17 protein-coding genes and 2 riboswitches are annotated in these 19,483 nt (G+C 41.1%); all 17 genes read right to left on the bottom strand.

The window, feature by feature from the left end:
• Positions 1 to 103: 103 nt before the first annotated feature.
• The 17 genes from yqeB to ACQ4KW_RS06315 all read right to left on the bottom strand — a co-directional run bounded on the left by yqeB (position 104) and on the right by ACQ4KW_RS06315 (position 19,478).
• On the bottom strand, positions 104 to 913 hold the full coding sequence (gene yqeB, locus ACQ4KW_RS06395; RefSeq protein ID WP_430885706.1) for a selenium-dependent molybdenum cofactor biosynthesis protein YqeB: 810 nt from the start codon (positions 911 to 913) through the stop codon (positions 104 to 106).
• Positions 910 to 1,710 (bottom strand): XdhC family protein, encoded by an 801-nt coding sequence (locus ACQ4KW_RS06390; protein ID WP_430885705.1) that lies wholly within the window; start codon positions 1,708 to 1,710, stop codon positions 910 to 912. Before ACQ4KW_RS06390 ends, yqeB begins: the two co-directional genes overlap by 4 nt.
• Before the next feature lie 470 nt (positions 1,711 to 2,180).
• Positions 2,181 to 3,119, bottom strand: coding sequence for an ABC transporter permease (locus ACQ4KW_RS06385; protein WP_430885704.1), 939 nt, complete (start codon positions 3,117 to 3,119; stop codon positions 2,181 to 2,183).
• Between the two features lie 3 nt (positions 3,120 to 3,122).
• Positions 3,123 to 4,235, bottom strand: coding sequence for an ABC transporter permease (locus ACQ4KW_RS06380; protein ID WP_430885703.1), 1,113 nt, complete (start codon positions 4,233 to 4,235; stop codon positions 3,123 to 3,125).
• Between the two features lie 12 nt (positions 4,236 to 4,247).
• A complete protein-coding gene (locus tag ACQ4KW_RS06375) occupies positions 4,248 to 5,774 on the bottom strand; it encodes an ABC transporter ATP-binding protein (protein ID WP_430885702.1) in 1,527 nt (508 codons plus the stop codon).
• Positions 5,775 to 5,874: 100 nt separating this feature from the next.
• Positions 5,875 to 6,873: a BMP family lipoprotein gene (locus tag ACQ4KW_RS06370; RefSeq protein WP_430885701.1), complete on the bottom strand. Its 999-nt coding sequence runs from the start codon at positions 6,871 to 6,873 to the stop codon at positions 5,875 to 5,877.
• A 551-nt stretch (positions 6,874 to 7,424) separates the two neighbouring features.
• A complete protein-coding gene (locus ACQ4KW_RS06365) occupies positions 7,425 to 7,811 on the bottom strand; it encodes a hypothetical protein (protein ID WP_430885700.1) in 387 nt (128 codons plus the stop codon).
• 327 nt (positions 7,812 to 8,138) lie between these two features.
• The gene (grdD, locus tag ACQ4KW_RS06360) at positions 8,139 to 9,323 is read right to left on the bottom strand and encodes a glycine/sarcosine/betaine reductase complex component C subunit alpha (protein WP_430885699.1); all 1,185 of its coding nucleotides are present in this window, start codon (positions 9,321 to 9,323) and stop codon (positions 8,139 to 8,141) included.
• A 12-nt stretch (positions 9,324 to 9,335) separates the two neighbouring features.
• A complete protein-coding gene (gene grdC / locus ACQ4KW_RS06355) occupies positions 9,336 to 10,874 on the bottom strand; it encodes a glycine/sarcosine/betaine reductase complex component C subunit beta (RefSeq protein ID WP_430885698.1) in 1,539 nt (512 codons plus the stop codon).
• Positions 10,875 to 10,978: 104 nt separating this feature from the next.
• Entirely contained in the window at positions 10,979 to 12,286 is a 1,308-nt protein-coding gene (gene grdB, locus ACQ4KW_RS06350; protein ID WP_430885697.1) for a glycine reductase complex selenoprotein B, read from the bottom strand.
• 286 nt (positions 12,287 to 12,572) lie between these two features.
• A complete protein-coding gene (gene grdA, locus ACQ4KW_RS06345; RefSeq protein WP_430885696.1) occupies positions 12,573 to 13,049 on the bottom strand; it encodes a glycine/sarcosine/betaine reductase complex selenoprotein A in 477 nt (158 codons plus the stop codon).
• A 103-nt stretch (positions 13,050 to 13,152) separates the two neighbouring features.
• The gene (locus ACQ4KW_RS06340; RefSeq protein ID WP_430885695.1) at positions 13,153 to 14,439 is read right to left on the bottom strand and encodes a glycine/sarcosine/betaine reductase component B subunit; all 1,287 of its coding nucleotides are present in this window, start codon (positions 14,437 to 14,439) and stop codon (positions 13,153 to 13,155) included.
• Positions 14,440 to 14,512: 73 nt separating this feature from the next.
• Positions 14,513 to 14,827 carry a thioredoxin TrxA gene (gene trxA, locus ACQ4KW_RS06335; protein ID WP_430885694.1) on the bottom strand — a complete coding sequence of 105 codons (315 nt, stop codon included), beginning with the start codon at positions 14,825 to 14,827 and terminating at the stop codon, positions 14,513 to 14,515.
• Between the two features lie 17 nt (positions 14,828 to 14,844).
• Entirely contained in the window at positions 14,845 to 15,792 is a 948-nt protein-coding gene (gene trxB / locus ACQ4KW_RS06330; protein ID WP_430885693.1) for a thioredoxin-disulfide reductase, read from the bottom strand.
• Positions 15,793 to 16,001: 209 nt separating this feature from the next.
• Complete coding sequence (locus tag ACQ4KW_RS06325; RefSeq protein ID WP_430885692.1) at positions 16,002 to 16,409, bottom strand: GrdX family protein; 408 nt, start codon at positions 16,407 to 16,409, stop codon at positions 16,002 to 16,004.
• Positions 16,410 to 16,483: 74 nt separating this feature from the next.
• Positions 16,484 to 16,568, bottom strand: a riboswitch (glycine riboswitch).
• Between the two features lie 3 nt (positions 16,569 to 16,571).
• Positions 16,572 to 16,672: riboswitch (glycine riboswitch) on the bottom strand.
• A gap of 142 nt (positions 16,673 to 16,814) precedes the next feature.
• The gene (locus ACQ4KW_RS06320) at positions 16,815 to 17,660 is read right to left on the bottom strand and encodes a DegV family protein (protein WP_430885691.1); all 846 of its coding nucleotides are present in this window, start codon (positions 17,658 to 17,660) and stop codon (positions 16,815 to 16,817) included.
• Positions 17,661 to 17,822: 162 nt separating this feature from the next.
• Positions 17,823 to 19,478: a Na/Pi cotransporter family protein gene (locus ACQ4KW_RS06315; protein ID WP_430885690.1), complete on the bottom strand. Its 1,656-nt coding sequence runs from the start codon at positions 19,476 to 19,478 to the stop codon at positions 17,823 to 17,825.
• Between the last annotated feature and the right edge of the window lie 5 nt (positions 19,479 to 19,483).

Raw genomic sequence — 19,483 nt, 5'->3', positions numbered from 1 at the left:
CTTATATTTCTAAAATAGATTGTTTAATGTAAATAAAGTGCACAAAGTATGATCCGCATTTTAAGAAAGTGGCCAAAACCCTTGTCCACCTATTGTTTTTAAACTAGTCTTCTATACGTAAGCCACCAGACAAGTTTAGATAGGCCTCTAGTACAGATCCCCCCAGGGCTCTTGCCTTATCTGAAATAGAATAGCATGCTTCTACATTTGCCCTTGGATCAATGTCTCCTATTTTCATATTCTCGAAAACTTCAACTTTCGGGTGAATGAAACCCCTGATAACACCTGAAATTTCAGCATATATATCAATATTGTTCACTTGCCCTATGCACTGGCCCTTTTCTACAAGATCACCAATACCACAAGAATGAGCCACATATCCAGCCCCAGGTGAACGAATAATTCTTTCCTCAGTGTAACCCTCAATATTACCGGGAATACCTGTGTTTGCCTTGCCTGCGCCCCTATAAATAATACGTCCAAGATCATGTCCCCGACTGGTTTCAATAACTGCATGGCAGTCCTGACCAGCAAAAAAACCTGGCCCAAGAGCTATAACATATGGAGCTAAATCTTTTGAGAGTCCCATATTTTTCTTTGCCAAAGTGGCATCAACAAGCAGATCAGGTGTTAATGCGATCAAGCTGTCCATATTTAGATCAACCAAAACCGGCACATTGCCCTCTTGAAGAATTTTATCAATAGCCTGAACGCTCTTAACATGTATGTAGTTTACTGCCTCAACCTGACATTCCCCATCAAACACCGCTGATGCAGCAGAAACAGCACGTCGAATGACTGTGGGTTTGCCAATTTCCAAAACAACAACTTTGAATCCTGCATGAAACAACCTATTGCATGTTCCTGTTGCTATATCTCCTCCACCACGTATAACGACAAGTGGTTTTCTCACTGATCATTCACCCAGTCTTTCATACAAGTCCCTGTCTTATTGTTTAAAAAAGCAATTATCTCACTCATGATGCTAACACCTATTTCCATAGGCGTTTCAGCGCCTATATCCAGTCCCACTGGTGCATGCACCTCGTTTAGAATGTCTTGTGACACGCCCTCATCCATGAGCGTCTCGAATATTTTTTTTACCTTGCGTTTACTCCCTATCATACCAAGATGCCTTGGTCGGTATTTTAAGGCCTCTCTCAAAGCCTCCAAATCACAATCTTTTGTTGCTATAACACATATATCTTCGTCCGTCACACCCACACATTCCACCGCTTTTTCAATGGACTTGTCTGTGTATATGTCATTTGCCCTATCTAATAAATCCTTTGTGGCATACTCGGGACGGTCATCAGCCACAACGATTGACCAATTGAGCTGATTGGCAATTTTCATAACGGCTTGATTCACATGGCCTGCTCCAATGAGAACAATTCTTTTCTTCTTTGGAAAAACTTCAATCAGAACTTTCATTGCGCCACCACAATGCGTTGGAAGTCCACCTTCTACATTCTTATCAAATATGTACTCCTGTATTGAGTTGCTTTCCATTTTCAGTGCCTTTAATCCATCTTGAATAACCTTGTATTCAGCGGGTCCACCACCAATTGTTCCAGAAAGTTGTCCATCCTCACGTACAAGCATTTTTGCATTATGACGCGGCGTAGACCCCTTAGATTCAATTATGGTTGCCATAATGAACCCATACCCTTGCCCCTGCCATTTGTCTGCTGTGCTAAATATATTCATAATATCACCTCTCAAATCTTACATTCTATTATATTCGTTCTCTATCCTAATTCCAATTGTACTTTTATACAAGGAATTTCAAATTCGCATAAAGAATCGTTTTCATTATGACTTATGTCATGTTTCATACAGTATTTGGCATGTTATCTTTATATTGAAATATGTTGCCAAAGGAAGATACTCTCGTCGCTTCGCTCTGGGAGTAAGGTGCGATGCTCCAAATCATAGATTTGGATCGTTTATGCCCTTCGGGCAGGCAGGAAGATACTCTCGTCGCTTCGCTCTGGGAGTAAGGTGCGATGCTCCAAATCATAGATTTGGATCGTTTATGCCCTTCGGGCAGGCAGGAAGATACTCTCGTCGCTTCGCTCTGGGAGTAAGGTACGATGCTCCAAATCATAGATTTGGATCGTACCATTAAAAAAAAGCGACCTCAATGAGATCGCTTTTGAATGGTTTAAATTTAAGTTTTAACGGTGACCTTTTTCGTATGGTTCGCCACTTGCCGCTGGGGCAACTGCTCTACCTACAACGCCTGCTAGTGCAAGGACAGTTGCAATATACGGTACCGCTTGTAGAAACTCTGATGGAATCCAATCAAGACCAAGTGATGAAGCTTGTATTTGAATAGCTTCCATAAGTCCAAAGAATAAACAAGCAAATAGTGCACCAACTGGATGCCACTTACCAAAGATCATTGCCGCTAGGGCGATAAAGCCTTTACCTGATGTCATACCTTCACGGAATAGGTTAACTGTTCCAAGAGATAGGGATGCACCAGAAATACCAGCAAGGGCACCTGAAATCATAACCGCAATGTAACGGATTTTGTAAACATTAATACCCACTGTATCAGCCGCCTTAGGGTGTTCACCAACTGCACGAAGACGAAGACCAAATGGCGTTTTGAATAGGACATAGTATGCCACTGCAACTGCAATGAATGCCATGTACACGAATGGGTTTAGACCGGCAAAAAGTGGTCCTAGGACTGGAATGCCTTCTAGAAATTCAAATGGGTTTCTAGTAAGTGCAAATTCCACAGGATCTGTTTGACCAGAACGATGCCATACCATTTCAAGTAAAAACGCAGCAAGGGCAGCTGTTAGCATGTTAATAGCAACACCCGCAACAACTTGATCTGCTCTTAAGTGAATAGCAAGTACAGCGAGAATTAATGATGTAAGAATACCTGCAACTATTGCTGCAAGAATACCCAACCAAGGTGATGAAGTCACATCTGTCACTAGGATTGCAAAGAACGCACCCATGATCATAATGCCTTCAAGACCAATGTTAACAACACCTGAACGCTCACTAAATGTGCCGCCAAGTGACGAGAAAATCAGTGGCGTTGCCAGACGTAGCGCCGAGGCGATAACGGCCATAAAAAGTACGATAGCTTCCATACCTTACGCCACCTCCTTGTTTTTCTTGCCTGAGAACTTGGCTTTAAGATCAGGCATATACTTAAGGACTGCTTCTGCTGCAATAAATATAATGATTAGACCTTGAATAATATCAACGATTTCCTTTGGAATTCCAGCAATCTGCATTTTACGTGCACCGTTTGAAAGAATACCAAATAGAAGCGCTGAAGCAATAACACCTAATGGATGGTTCTTACCAACAAGCGCAACCGCGATGCCTGTAAAACCATAACCAGGTGAATGTGACGATTGGTCAATCTTATAAGTCAGACCAGCAACAAGTGTTGCACCCGCCAGACCTGCCATCATACCAGAGATTGCAAAAGCTAAAATCATATTTTTAGAAATATTAATACCACCATATTCAGCTGCATATGGGTTATTACCTACTGAACGAATTTCATAACCTAATGTTGTTTTGAATAAGACGTACCAAGTAATAACAGCTATAATCACAGCCAGAATAATACCAGTATTAACACTCGATGTTCCAAAGACAGGGAAGATATCCGATAGTTGCGTCAGTCTTCCGTGGTCTGATACTAGAACTGAATAAGCCTTTTGTTCTGTACCAAGTAGTGTAGAAGGGTTTAAGACAGTACGAATAAAGAAGTTCGCAATGAATAGACCCGTATAGTTCAACATGATTGTTACAATAACTTCGTGGATACCCAATTTGGCCTTAAGGATACCAGGGATCATTGCCCATAAAGCACCACCTAGTGCACCAGAAACAAGAATTGCCGGTACAAGTAAAAATCCAGGTAGTCCTTTAAAAATCCACGCTGCAGATACAGTAAACAAGGCACCCATTACATATTGACCTTCAGCACCGATATTGAATAGACCAGTACGGAATGCAAATGCAACAGAAAGACCTGTAAATATCAGTGGTGTTGTTTTAAGAAGTGTTTCACCAATACGACTCATGCTTCCTAAACTACCACCAAATAGAGCACCATATGCCACTAATGGATTGTTTCCTGTCCAAATAATAAATAGTGAACCCACGAGGAATGACAAGATAATTGCCATGAGTGGAAACTTTACGCCATCTAAGATCAGCTGAAGTTTACTCTCTTTTTTGATGTCCATGTCCTCACCTCGCTATTTTTCATCCTTGCTATCGGCTTTACCGCCGGCCATCATGATACCAAGTTCTTTTTCAGTCGCGCCATTGCCTTCTACAATACCAACAATCTGGCCATCGTATATAACAGCAATACGATCAGCAAGTGCCATAACCTCATCTAGTTCAAGTGAAACTAGAAGAACTGCCTTACCTTGATCTCTCTGCTCAACAAGACGCTTGTGAATAAACTCAATCGCACCAACATCGACACCACGTGTTGGCTGCGAAGCGATCAGAAGCTCAGGATCACGAACGAGTTCTCTGGCAACAATCAGTTTCTGCTGATTACCGCCTGACAATGAACGCGCCTCAACTTTTTCATTTGGAGTCCTAACATCAAATTCTTCAATCAACTCTAAACAGTGCTTGTGAATATGATCATAGTCCAAAATTCCGTTCTTACTGTAAGGCTCCTTCAGGTGGTCACCCAAAACAGAGTTTTCAGCCAGAGTATGATCAAGCACAAGACCACGCTTGTGTCTATCTTCTGGGATGTGAGATACACCTTCATCAATGATATTTCTTGTTTTAGCACCAGTAATATCATTGCCTTTAAGTTGAATCTTACCATCAGTTGCTTTACGGAGACCTGTGATTACTTCGATTAGCTCGGACTGTCCATTGCCATCAACCCCGGCAATAGCAAAAATTTCTCCTCGCTTTACTTCGAAACTTACGCCTTTCAGTGCTGGAATCTGTCGGTTATCAAGTGCCTTCAAATTCTCGACTTTTAGGACCGTATCGCCAGCTTTCATATCGCCTTTTTCAACGACAAGCTTGACCTTACGACCTACCATAAGTTCAGCCAGACCATCAGTGTCTGTAGAATTTGTATCCAACGTGTCGATAACCTTACCACGACGGATAACTGTTACACGATCACTCATTACCATAACCTCTTTAAGTTTATGCGTAATAAGGATGATCGATTTTCCTTGGCTTGCAAGTTCACGTAGAATTGTTCCTAATTCTTCAATTTCCTGTGGTGTTAGTACAGCTGTTGGTTCATCAAGAATTAGGATCTCTGCGCCACGATAAAGAGCTTTAAGAATTTCAACCCTTTGCTGCATGCCTACAGAAATGTCTTGGATCTTAGCGTTTGGATCAACCGCTAGACCGTACTGCTCTGAGATTCTTGTTACATCTTCAACGGCTTTCGCCATGTCAAGCTTCATGCCATTTTTAGGCTCAATGCCTAGGATAATGTTTTCCGCAACCGTAAAAGGTTCTACAAGCATAAAGTGCTGATGCACCATGCCGACACCTAAACTAATCGCAACATTTGGATCCTTGACTTCCACCAGCTTGCCATTGATGTAAATCTCGCCAGAAGTAGGTTGGTATAGACCGTACAATTGGTTCATAAGCGTTGTTTTACCAGCGCCATTTTCACCTAAAAGTACATGAATTTCGCCTTGTTCAAGGGAGAAATCCACATTGTCATTTGCCACAACTCCTGGAAACGCTTTTGTGATGTTCCGCATCTCTACGACATTTGGCATTACATTTCCCTCCATTACCTAGAGAATAAAATAGAGTCGGATGTCATATGACACCCGACTACTAATTATAACTATTTGTTATGAAATAATCAAGTGCTTATTAAAGTGCAGGTGCTTCGAAAGCTTCAAACTCGTCCATTGTAGCAGGAACTGTGATTGTACCATCTTTAACAGCATCAGCATACTTGTCAGCAGCAGCTTTTAGTTCATCAGATAGGTTACCAGCATCATCAGAGTAGCCTACACCATTTGCCTTAAGGTCAAATAATGAAACGCCACCTTCAAATGTATCGTTCTGAACCGCTTCGATTGTTTGGAAAACTGCATTATCAACACGCTTGATCATAGAGCAAAGTACATTGCTTGGAGATAAAGCTGATTGATCCTGGTCAACACCGATTGCCCAGAAGCCTTCTTCTTCAGCTGCTTGGATAAGACCAACGCCTACACCACCAGCAGCATGATAAATTACGTCAGCGCCTTTTTGATGTTGAACTAGAGCGATTTCTTTACCTTTTGCAGCATCTTCGAATGAATCAGCATAGTTTACGAATACTTCTGCTTCAGGGTTAACTGCCTTAACGCCTGCGCGGAATCCATACTCAAACTTTTCGATTAGTGGGAACTTCATACCGCCGATGAAACCAACTTTGTTTGTTTCAGTTTGCATACCAGCGATAACGCCAACTAGGAAAGATCCTTCATTTTCAGCAAATGTGATTGATGCAACGTTATCAGCTTCAACAACTGAATCCACGATTGCGAACTTTTGCTCAGGGAACTTTTCAGCCGCTTGAATCATAGCTTCGTTGAATAGGAAGCCAACACCTACAACTAGGTCAGCGTCTTCTTCAGCGAAAGATACTAGGTTAGGGAAATAGTCATCTGCAGTTTCAGATTCTAGAACCTTCTTAGAAATACCAAATTCTTCTTCTGCTCTTGTCATACCTGCCCAAGCAGAGTCATTGAATGATTGGTCACCAAGACCACCCGTATCAGTAATCATACCTACAACAGCGTTTTGCTCTTCAGCAGCACAACCAGCTAGCATAGAACCAACTAGAAGTACAACAAGTAGCAATGAGAGTGCCTTTTTCATTAAACTTCCTCCTCCAAATACTTGTTTTGTTTGGCAATAATATGCTTCTACATGTGTCACTGAATTCCTTTATTCTTTTAAAATTATAGTAGATAGTATACAAATGATAAAACTGGTACCGGTATGTAATCATTTTATATTCTAAAACATGTAATCATACTAAAAATTAAAAGAATACAGCAACAACCTGAAGTTTTATTAACGCCCTCAAAACTTTAATATAATAAGAAACACTAATATTATATCCATATTTGTATAAAAGAATCAATAACCAGTACATTAATTTATGTTTTTTCTACAAACGCTTTCCCTTTTAATTTTCAGTACATTTCGACTTTTTCAACGGGACATATAACGCCACGCTTAGTAAACGTTGATATATTGGGGTTTATAGCTATTTCACGCACTTTTTATACAAACAGAAAAAGAAGCGATTTTTTATAAAATATCGCTTCTTTACACAAACTTAACAAAGGTTCAGTTTCCCTTGACAATTACCAATTTGCAATTTACACATCATATAGCAATTGCCAGGGGCTTCATATAAGAATTTACTCAGCTGCTTCTTCAGTTGTTTCTTCAGTTGTTTCTTCAGCTGCTTCGTCTGTAGACTCTTCATCTGTTGCTTCAGTCGTTTCTTCTTCTGTCGCTTCAGTTGTTTCTTCTTCTGTCGCTTCAGTTGTTTCTTCATCTGTTGCTTCAGTTGTTTCTTCTTCTGTCGCTTCAGTCGTTTCTTCTTCTGTCGCTTCAGTTGTTTCTTCTTCTGTCGCTTCAGTTGTTTCTTCTTCTGTTGCTTCAGTTGTTTCTTCTTCTGTTGCTTCAGTACCTTCTGTCGCTTCAGTCGTAGCTGGTTCTTCAGCTGCTGCGTCCTTAGTACATCCTGTTAGCGGCATAACTACAAGAGCAGCTGCCATCATTAGTGCCATAAATTTTCTCATTTGTTGTTCTCCTCCTCATTAACTCCATGTGGTTTGACCACAAGTGATATTATAGAAGTAGAATATGGAAAAATCAATACATTTTTATACATTATGCCGGTATTGTAACCACATTGTAATTAACTGTATTTTTCAAACAAATCACTATATTACTGATCTCGAACATCTTAATTTTCTGAATCTTTCATTTTTTACGAACAACTCACTGTATATATATTAATTTGTTTCTTAATTGTAACTTTTCGCTTGCATGTCCAGCATCAAAAAATAAAATGAAGCTGTCGATTTCTCAACAGCTTCAATAAATTTTCTATCATAGTGCTATTCCTAGCAAGGAATGGCTTCCTTAGCAACAAAACCAGCTTCTGCTAGTATTTTAAGAGCATCCTGCTCCCTCGCTTCGTTCACCATTACAATTGGACCTGTACAACCCATGCCGCTCTCAGCATAGATGCCAGCTCTCCATAGCTTTTCTACAGCGTCTTCAAGATCCATAATATCAATGCCTGAAATTGAGCCTGTAACGACTTCTTTTGGCGGTGCCACTGCAGGACCTTCATTTGATGATGCTGCTTCTTTCTTAGGCGCAAGACTTGCGGCAACTTCGTCAAAACCATTCGCTCTAACCTTCTCGAACTCTGACTTAGTCACTTCATTTAGTTTTCCTTTTGCAAGTGAAGCCGCATATCTTAAAGCGTTTGCAACAACAGGAACACCTGATGCTCTAGAAAGAATTAGAATTGTTCTGTCATAATCAAACCCAATTCCCGGACCATAACCAAAGCCTGTTGCTTCGTATGAGCCACCAGTTGTAAATGACGAGAACATCTTCATAAGTATATTGCCTGTAAGTGTATCAGTCACCATGACGTCTACAGACCCCATCAGAAGGTCGTTCCCTCTCATAACTGATCCGCCGTCTGCACGACCTGATTCACCAAAGTTTATTTTGTATCCATTTTCGTCAAGTTGACGAAGCGCACGTTCAACACCCCGTGCATTATCGACATTCAAAATACCGACAGTTGGCTCTTCAATGCCCATGGCTTTTGCTGTCGCAATACCGTATAGAGCATTCTTAAGCATAGCCTCACCACGAGTTGTCGCTGAAGTGCCTGTCGTTGTTGCCACAAACATTTCACGACCAGTTGCCGGTGTTACAACACGTCCGACTGTAGAAACACCAATTGGGAAATTATAATGCATTGTTACACAGCCTTGAATATAACCACTATCAAGCAGTTCTTCCATTCGCTTGTGCATATCTTCTTCAGTGTTTGCTTCTACGATTTCAAGTGTCGTTTCAACTTTTGGGCCGATAAGAACGATGTCAAAGCTTCCGTCTTTTGCTGCAAGCTCTGCACCTTTAACTAGGTTATCCGTTCCGTGTTCGCTACCTAAAGTTGTTAAACCAACTTTTGTACGGCTGCCGAACTCACCTGTTTCAATCGCATTTGCAATTTCAACAAACGCATTGCCCAGTATTTTCTTTACAGCTGTATTCTCTGACATGGTTTCACCCCTTTATTCGCTCAGCAAATGCTGTGCAAAACCACGCATAGCCTCTGCGATCATTGAATTGATTTCTTCTTTAGAAACTGAGCCAGCTTCTTCTACTTCACCTGGGTTTCTCTCAAGAATAACAGAAACACCATCAAATAGATTCGTCATACGACCTAGGAATAGGGAACCCTTACCTACGATCATTGCTCTATTCATGTCGCCTGTTGAAAGGTCATCAATTGCAAATCCTAGATATGGAACACCTGATGGAATGTGCCCCTGAGTTGGAGCCCATCCTGGCATACCAATTTTTTCTGCAAATGCTTTCATTTCTTTCTTTTCGATGTCTCCACGCTTAACGCCGATAGCACCGATCATTTTATAGTTTGCTTCCGCAACATTACCTGCACCAGCTGGCTTTGTCACGTCAGGGTTTTGCATTTCTACAGAGTACTTGTCAACATCAGTAATCTTTAGACCAGCTTTATCAAGTGGTGCAGTGATTAGAGAGTTGATAACCGCCTGAGGCGATGAACCAGTACCCACAGTATGACGACCCACTAGATCTGTACGAATAATTGGGTTTACGCCATCATTTTTGCTGATAAGAACCGCAAATCCACCAAGAACATCTTCAAGAATCGGAAGTTCTTTTTTAATGTGGTCTTTACCATTCATACCTAATTTTGCAGTCGCACCACCTGCAACGATAACAACATTCTCGTATGTGCCAGCCTTTACTAAAGATGCCGCTTGAATAAGGGCATGCGTTGGTGCAGCACAGAAACCACGTGTATCTGAACCTGTCGCATTTACAGCGTCACACATTTCTGCAATAGACTTAGCAAAGTTACCGCCACCACGCTGGTTCATATCACCACAAGCTTCTTCAGAACATTCAATAACATAATCAATGCTTGCTGGATCAATGTCATTGTTTGCTACAAGATGCTTGAACGCAAGTACGCCAGAGGCCTTAACTACAAGGTTTTCGTACATTACGTGCGCATTAAGGTTAACGTCAACGTCATGAGCTCTCTTAACACAACCAACGAGCTTCTCTTCATGGTAAATTGCTTCTGCATGATGATTTTGAACGAGGTCTTCAAGTACTGACTGTTCTACCCCGCCTTCGAGCTTCTTCAGCTCAGCCTCTGTTGCTAACTTGTGACCGCTGTAAGCTTCATGAGCTTTCTTGCTGAAACCTTTTTCAAGCTGAACAAGGTCGAATACATCTGACATTTTTAGCAAACCAATGAATTCGATTTGTGGCATAATTTCGCCGAAACGACCGAAACGATCAGCGCCTGGAACATCCTTACCAACCCAAGGCATACCTAACTCATTTAGCTCTGCTGGTGTCATGTTGCCGATATAAGTCTGGTTTGGACCATAGTTAACAACTTCTTCAAATGTTCTTAGATGCTTTGGCACCGCCTGCAGGTACTCTGAACCCGGATTAGTTAGTTTCTCAACAGTTTGTGTTGTACCGTTGTGAAGAATCATGTCCGGCGTGTGTACCAGAACGTAGCCTGCTGCTTTTACAACTGCATGATTCATTCCTTACACCTCCAATAATCTTTTACGAAAGCTCTTGCATATCAAAAGCCCATTAAACTTGTTTTAAAAAAGGGAGAGGCGAATTAACGCCCCTACCCTGTGAATTATCCTTCAAATACAGTTTGTTCGTCTACTTCCGTTTCAAGAGCAACAAGTGCTTTTTCAACGATTTCACGACGAAGCTTCTTCTCTTCAACCGCTGTAAGAGCAGGGTTACCAAGTGGGTGAGGAATAGCGATTGCAGGAACAATTCTATTCGCACCAACTGTTAGAGAAATTGGAACAACTGTACAAATGTGAACCACAGGAATACCTGTCGCTTCAATTGCTTTTACCATCGTTGCACCGCAACGAGTACAAGTGCCTCAGGTAGAAGTCAGAATAACAGCGTCCACACCGTCGTTTACCAGGTCAGCAGCAAATTCAGTTGCAAAAGCTTTAGAGCTCTTAACTGATGTACCGTTACCAGTAGTTGTGTAGAAATACTTATATAGTTCGCCAATGCGACCTTCTTTTTCCATGTCACGTAGAACGTCAACAGGAAGAACTCTATCTGAATCTTCATTACAGTAAACAGGATCGTAACCGCCGTGTGCAGTTTCGTAAGTTGCTTCTGTAAGGTCAAGAACACCTTCAATATCGTACTTACCGTACTTTGAAGCTGAAGATGACTCAATGTGATCAGGGTTGTTCTTAGGTACAACACCGCCAGATGTAACAAGGGCAATTTTAGCCTTTGACATATCCTTTACAGCAGCGCCTGGATCAACATTATCAAACTCAGGCATTGGATATTCTGTAACAAACTCTTTGCCAGCCAGTTTAGCAGTTAGCATTTCTACAGCACGCTCACCACCAATTTTGTCAACAAAAAGGTTCTTACGAAGACCACGTGCATGGTATCCGTCTTCTGCAGGTGTTCCAAGTTCTTCGCCTTTGCATACTTTGATAGCAAGCTTAGCTAGCGCTGGAACTGCCTTACGCATTGCTGCTGCAGAGTTACCTGTTTGAACGATGTATAGATCCTTACGGAACATATCTACACCAGGGTTTTCCTCATACATAGCCGTAATTACAGGGATGTTTAGTTCATCTTGAATGTGCTTACAAATAGCACCACAAGCCGCACCATAACGACCTGCGTTGAATGCAGGACCTGCAATAAACATATCTGGCTCGTACTTCTTTACCATCTCAAGGATCTCCGCTTTCGCTTCCTCAAGATTCTCGTTGAAATAAGAGTCACCACAAATGATTGTGCCAACGATCTCCATTTCGCCCTTAAGTGCTTTGTTTAATGCCATACCCGGACCGACGAATCCGTCACGAGCTTCTGGTTTAATGTCAGCCTTTTCTTCGCCACCAATACCTGCAAAGAATTGGTTGATATAATGCACAACTTTTATGCTCATATCTAGCCTCTAGCCCCTGTGGTTATTACCACGGGCCAACGAGGATCCCTCCCTTCGGACTTAAATTTTTTTCGACTGTCCAATCTTGGACAGGACCGAAGATAATAATATCGAAACGTTTGTGTAATTCTAAATCAAAATGTTACTAGTATTGTTCTGAATTCTAATTGAATTCGATGTTTGCTGATGTCTGGTCAGCACCTAGAGACACGACCCGTGTCTCATAAAGCAATGTCTGGAATTTAAATCTTAATCGAGTTTTAATGCTATTTGTCGCTTTTAAAGCTTAAAGGTATTTACAGAATTCGCTACGGATGTTGTTCATCTCTTCAGCGATTTCGTCGCACTCAAGAACCATTTCCATCATGCCGATTTGATCTTCAAATACGTCAGCATCAACAGCGCTCTTGAATTCTTCTTCTACTGCATGGAATACAGTTAGACCTAGCTCAACGCCAGCTAGTGAACCAGCGAATGTAGGATCGCCAGCAGTAACTGTTTCAGCAGCTAGTCCAGCTGATTCAGCTTCAGCTGCACCAAATAGTACAACTACATTTTCAGCTCCGTGCTCTTCTGTAAGGTTCTTTACTCGATTTTGATTTTCCAGATCCATTGCGCCTGCAGCCGTTCAGACAAAGCACTCTGTAGCAGAGTACACGACTTGAGCAGATGGTACCGTTTTAACGCACTCTTCGATCGCTTGACCAGGTACGCCGTCACGGTCACCAATGATGATGATCTTCTTATTTTCAAGAATATTCATTCGTGACTTCCTCTCTTCTATTCAAATACTGTTCAAATTGTAAAAGTATATTTCAGTTCAGTTCTTACGTTCAATTCGCCTTTGTTCACACACAAAAAGACATTTAGAATGTACGAGCAGTCATCTTATTGAAACCAAGCTCGTTTGTTGCACCAGTAATTACCTGGATTTCTGCTTCGATACTACCGTCTGGTCTAAGGGATCCGTCGAAACCACCAGCAATACGATCAGTGTAGTCTAGCATACCAATGATTTTGTCCATTGGAGGTAGAACGATCACTTCGTTAGCGTTACCGCCTGTAACAACTGCATCTGCAGCTGGATCAGCATCGGCAAGTGATTGAGAAGAACCATCGCGGCCAGCATATTCATCAGTTACAATAACTGTTTTAACGCCTTCGCCTTCGATTTTCTTGCAGTTCATGATAAGGTCAGTATCTGGGTTGCCGAAGCCTTCCTGAGATACGATCACACCATCAAGTCCAAGATACTTAGTAAACTTAGCAGTCCAGTTAGAAGAACGCTCTTTATCAGCTAGGTAGACATTTTCATTTGTAATGATAACGCCCATGAAGTTAATTTCTTTACCATGCTTCGCGTATAGATTTCTAATGATTGGATTGTTAAGGTGGTGGTAAGTTGTGTTCTTATCGCAAGCCGATACACAGTTACCACTTAGGATTGCGCCATCCATTACTTCAGTAGGGTAAAGGATTGTTGGAACAATCTTCTTCGCATCTACACCGTATACGTAAGTATCGTGTAGTAGACCTTGTGTCTGTAGCATGTATACGTAACCTACCTTAGGTAGTTCAGGATACTCTGCTGCTTGTTCAAACACAGGCTTTGTTTCAAACACTTCAACGTTGTCAGGCTCTACATCTCGGCCTAGTTCACCTAGGTATGTAGCAATTTTTAAGCCCGCCATACGAGCTGCTGCTTCATACTCATACTGATTTAGTCCATCAGCTGGTTCGATTACAAGGCACACATTGTTAAGCTTCGAGAACGGAGTATACTCAGCGCCAGGACCATCCATATCGATGATACCTTCCTGGAAACCAACGATCTTACCGCAAGTAACAACAGCAGATCCTTTAAGTACGTGAGTACGACCTTCACCAACTGTAGTTACTTTTGAAACTACACCTGGGAACATTCCGCCCTTGCCATCAACCTTCACACGTGGTTCAATGACATCTTTAACTGGCGTGATTCTTACTGATTCACCCGGTCTTGCGAGTTCAACATTAACACTCTTAATGTGCTCATCTTCGCATACCAAATTGATGACTTCATCCTTGTTTACATACAGTACGCCGTTCTCCACTTTAGAAGCATCGCCGAACTGAACATCCTTAATAAGGATTTCACCAAGTTCTAATCGCAAAGGGTTCACCTCCTGGTTTATTGTAACAGTTCTATACGCTATGCATAGAACGTTGACAAGCTATAATTTCTTATTAGATATTTGCTTCGAGCATTGCTTTGATACCATCTTTAGTCGCGTCATCTTTAGTCACTTCAGCCACTTTTTCACCATCTTTATAAAGAACGATAGTTGGAAGGCCAAGAACACGTTGAGAAATAGCAAGTCTTCTTGCCTTAGCAGTGTTTAGCTTACCAAATTTAACTGATGAGTATTCTTCAGAAAGAGCAACAACATCAGGCATTAGAGCTTTACAAGGCTCGCAGCCGTCACTCCAGTAATCAACAAGCACGAAACCAGAAGCATCAAGTACTTCCTCTTGGAAGTTGTTTTTAGTTAATTCAACCATTTCAATTACCTCCTGTATTAAGCGTGGAATTTATCTTCAATATATTTTTCTGCTTGAACAGCGGCAATAGCACCGTCTGCAGTAGCAGTTACAACCTGACGTAATGACTTAGCACGAACATCACCAGCAGCGAATACACCTGGGATATTTGTCTTCATGTTCGCATCTGTTAGTAGGTAACCATTTTCCATGTCAAGAACATCCTTGAATAGGTCTGTTTGTGGAATGTAACCAACAAATACGAAAATGCCAAATGTGCCATCGTCTTCATGTGCTAGGTACTCTGTTTCTTCACCAGTTTCACGGTTACGAAGTACCATAGACTCAACAATGCCTTCACCTTTGATCTCTTTAACTTCTGAGTTCCAGATAAAGTTGATTTTTTCGTTCTTTTCTGCTTTTTCAATAATAGACTTAGCAGCTCTTAACGTGTCGCGACGGTGAACGATTGTTACCTTGCGAGCAAATTTAGTTAGGAACATAGCTTCTTCTACAGCTGTGTCACCGCCACCAATACAGAACACTTCAAGATCTGTAAAGAAGTCAGCATCACATGTTGCACAGTATGTAACACCCTTACCTGTTAGCTCTTTCTCGCCTGGGCAACCAAGTTTTCTTGGAGAAGCACCTGTCGCAACGATCACTGAACGCGCTTGAACTTCTTTGCCACTTTTAGTTTTGATGATTTTGATATCACCATCAAGATCAAGAGATGCAACAGCATCTTTCTCAGTCTTAGCACCAAACTCTTCACATTGTTCAACCATACGAGCGATTAGGCTTGGGCCTGTTGCTTCAGGAATTGAACCAGGGTAGTTTGCTACTTCATCAGTTGTAACAATCTGGCCGCCAGTACGATCTTTTTCAAGAATCAAAACTGACATTTTAGCTCTTGCTGCGTATAGACCTGCTGCTAGACCAGCTGGGCCTGCACCAATGACCACTACGTCGTAGATACTATTCATTTTGTTTCCTCCTCAAGACTTTGCAATCGCGATTATACAATGACCACGATCATGTTCCTTTAATATTCGGAATATTCTTAGGCAAATACCCCTTGATCGTAAATCTTAGCACCGAACATCCTCAGTGCTAAGATTTCATATTACTTACCTCTTGCTTCAGCCACTCATAAAATTCTTAGGAGTAGCCTGCTTATTTATAAAGTCTAGAATTAGTAGAACTGATTCAGACTTTCAATACCACTTTTAATGAGATTGTAGTCAATCAATCGAAAATCATTGTAAACGCGTTCAGAAAATTCTCTATGCTCATAATCATCTAAAAATTTCTGAGTGAGTACGATTGCATCTTCTATGATTTTTAGGGAGTCCATATTTAGACTGCCTTTTTTCGCGCTCACAGCGACTGATTTAAACGGCGTTTCATAAGGCTTCACGCTACCAGTTAATGGATGGGTTAGAAGTTCGTACCCTTCATGTATGAGGTCCCTAACTCGTTTCAGTATTTCTAGAAATCCGTCTTCTGGATTATAAATCAGTGCTTCAAGATTCTTATCAAAGCCAGGCTTTGAGTACTCATCATTTACAAATGAGTTGTTTGTTATAAGCTTATACTTCATGCTTATCAGCCTCCAGGAAAACGATTTCGCGAGAAATAAAAAAAGAAGGCACGGCAAACACGTTTGCCGCCCTTCTCTGTTTCTAACCTGAGAGATTCTTCCACTAATCACTATAGTGAAATTGCCCCGTCGGTGCTACGTTGCCGTAGCTCTTCAGAGTTCTGTCCAAAACCGGTCCTTTTGCCTGAGAAATTCACTAATACTTGGCGAGCATTAGCTTGGCCCTTCGGCGATCAAAATTGATTCTCTCCCGGTCTTTTCTTCCAGAAGCAAAGCGTACCCAAAATTATGTTAGTTGAATCACTTTGCATTAATATTTGTTATTGCTTTATCATTATATATAAAGATTCTCTATTACGCAAGAACTTTGGCAAACTTTTATCAAGAAATTTTTGTAACTTGTTATTAATCGCTAACATAGCTGATTGCAACACATCCCGGGCCACTGTGTGTCCCTACAACTGCTCCGACTTCACCGATAATCCAATTTTTTACCCCTAATTCATTTTCAATTCTACTTCTAAATGCTTCCATATAATCGCAGTCATCACCATGATAAATTGCAACCGTCGCATTATTAAAATCAGTTTCACTGGCCTTCATACGTTCAATAACCCAGTCAATTGTTCTTTTTCTACCTCTCACTTTATCAAGAGGTTTTAGTTCTCCCTCTTCCACAGTGATAATTGGCTTGATATTGAGAAGGCCGCCAATCATAGCTTCACCAGCTGAAAGTCTACCGCCCTTATGCAAATATGTCAGCGTATCGAATACAAAAATATTTTCAACCTTGCCTATTCTAGATTTTATATGTTCAATAACATCTTCTTTGGAAACGCCTTGAGATTTCATGCGGGCCGCTTCTACAACCATGAGACCATAGCCCAAGCTAACAGACTCACTATCAATAATTGTGATCTTATCATTTGCATCTAAAAAGGACCTTGCTGTGACAGCAGCACTATAAGTTCCGCTAAGTTTTGATGAAAGTGTTACAAGTATCAACTCATCTTCCTCTGCTAGATGTTTCTTAAAAACTTCAATAAATTCACCTGGATTAACTTGTGAAGTTGTTGGCAAGGCTTCAGATTCCTTAAGCATCTTGAAAAATGCTTTTGAATCCAGTTCAAGGCTGTCTTTATATGACTTGCCCGGAAAGTTAACTTCCAGTGGTACAATTTCAATATCCAGTGCTTCACGAATGTCCTTTGGAATATCTGAAACACTATCTGCAATAATTTTATAACCCATATTCTGCTCCTTGTTTCTATTCGAACAATTTAAGTCACATGTCTGCGCTTTATCCGAATTTGATATGTCACTATAATATGATATACAGAATGGCCTATCAACACTCAAAATATGGAATAAAAAAGAGACCACTGAAATAGGTGGTCTCTCTTACATATTTATCTATGCTGATTCTTGCTCTGGTTGATCAAGAACTGCAAGTGCTATATTTGATGCATGATCGCCAACACGTTCCAGGTTACTGATGGCATCTAGGAAGATCACACCTGAAGATGGTTCACATTTCCCTCGGTTCAGTCTTTCAATGTGCTTCTTACGAAGATTCTTCTCAAGCAAATCTATATAGCCTTCTCTTTCAATAACACGTTGCGCTGATGGTCTGTCATAAGAATGAAGTGCATTAAGTGATTCTTGGAAAGCACTGATACAATCATTCATCATGGAATCAAGTTCACCAATGGCCTTTTCACTAAAGGCATAATTATTGCTTACACGCTCCATGGCGAGTTCAGCAATGTTATCGGCATGATCTGCAACCCGTTCAATATCATTTACAGTTGAGAACAAACCATCGATTGTTGTTCTTTGAGCCGCAGAAATATCTAAGTTTGAAAGCTTAACAAGGTATTCCATAATGGCGTGCTCTAAGTGGTTGACTTCTTTTTCTTTTTCAAAGGCTTCTAATGCCTTTTCTTCATTGCCCTGTAGCAGAGCTTCCCCTGAAAGTTTAAGTGTTTCAATGGCAACATTACCCATATGAAGAACTTCCTTCATAAGTTGAACCACAGCAATAGATGGTGTTTCAAGGATTCTATCATCAACGTATTTCGTACCGTCTTTAAGTTTTCTAAGTTCCGTTTCAGAAACTGGGATAAGGCGTTCGGCCATCTTAACGATAAACGGCGCAAAACCTACAAGAAGTAGTGTTGTTGCAATATTAAATGTGGTGTGCATCATGGCAAGCTGTCTTTCTGGAGACGTCCAGAACTCCTTAACAAACCAAAGTGCCGGTTTGGCAAGAAGGATTGCAAACAAGGCTGTACCAACTACGTTAAACATCATGTGCATGACAGCTGCACGCTTAGCCGTTTTATTGGCACCAATAGATGAAATCATAGCCGTCACACATGTACCAATATTTGTACCAAGTAGAATTGGGAATGCCGCATCAATTGGAAGCATGCCCTGACTTGCTAATGCTACTAGAATACCCGTTGTAGCAGATGAAGACTGAATAATTGCTGTAACAGCAAAACCAGTGAAGATCGCAAGAACTGTATCAAGAATTTGGCCACTGCCAAAACTCATAAGTAGGTCTGTGAAACCTTCATAGCCTCTTAGTGGCTTCATTGAATGCTTCATAACATCCATACCCATGAATAGGATACCAAAGCCCAGAAGAATTTCAGCATACTTTTTCGTTTTAGGATTCTTACTAAATATTTTTAGTCCAACACCCAGACCAATAGCAACAGGTGCAATGGCTGTTAGATTAAAAGCGACAAGCTGGGCAGTAATTGTCGTACCAATGTTGGCACCCATTATAACCCCGATAGCCTGTGTTAAGTTCATAATACCCGCATTAACAAAACCAACAACCATAACCGTTGTTGCTGATGATGATTGTACGATCATCGTTACAAAAGCACCAACAATAACTGCCATAATTCTGTTTGTTGTAAGAATTTCGATAAAGCGCTTCATTTTTGAGCCTGCTGCTTTTTCAAGACCTTCCGACATAACGCTCATTCCATATAGGAATAAACCTAAGCCACCGAAAAGCTCAATGAAGCTTGTCATCATTTCACCGTTACTCATTATAT

It is taken from the genome of Tianxiuia mixotrophica (genome assembly GCF_050596425.1).
Classification (GTDB): Bacteria; Bacillota; Clostridia; order Peptostreptococcales; family Acidaminobacteraceae.
Note: the sequence above shows the minus strand (reverse complement) of the source record. Positions and strands in the feature narration are given on the sequence as shown.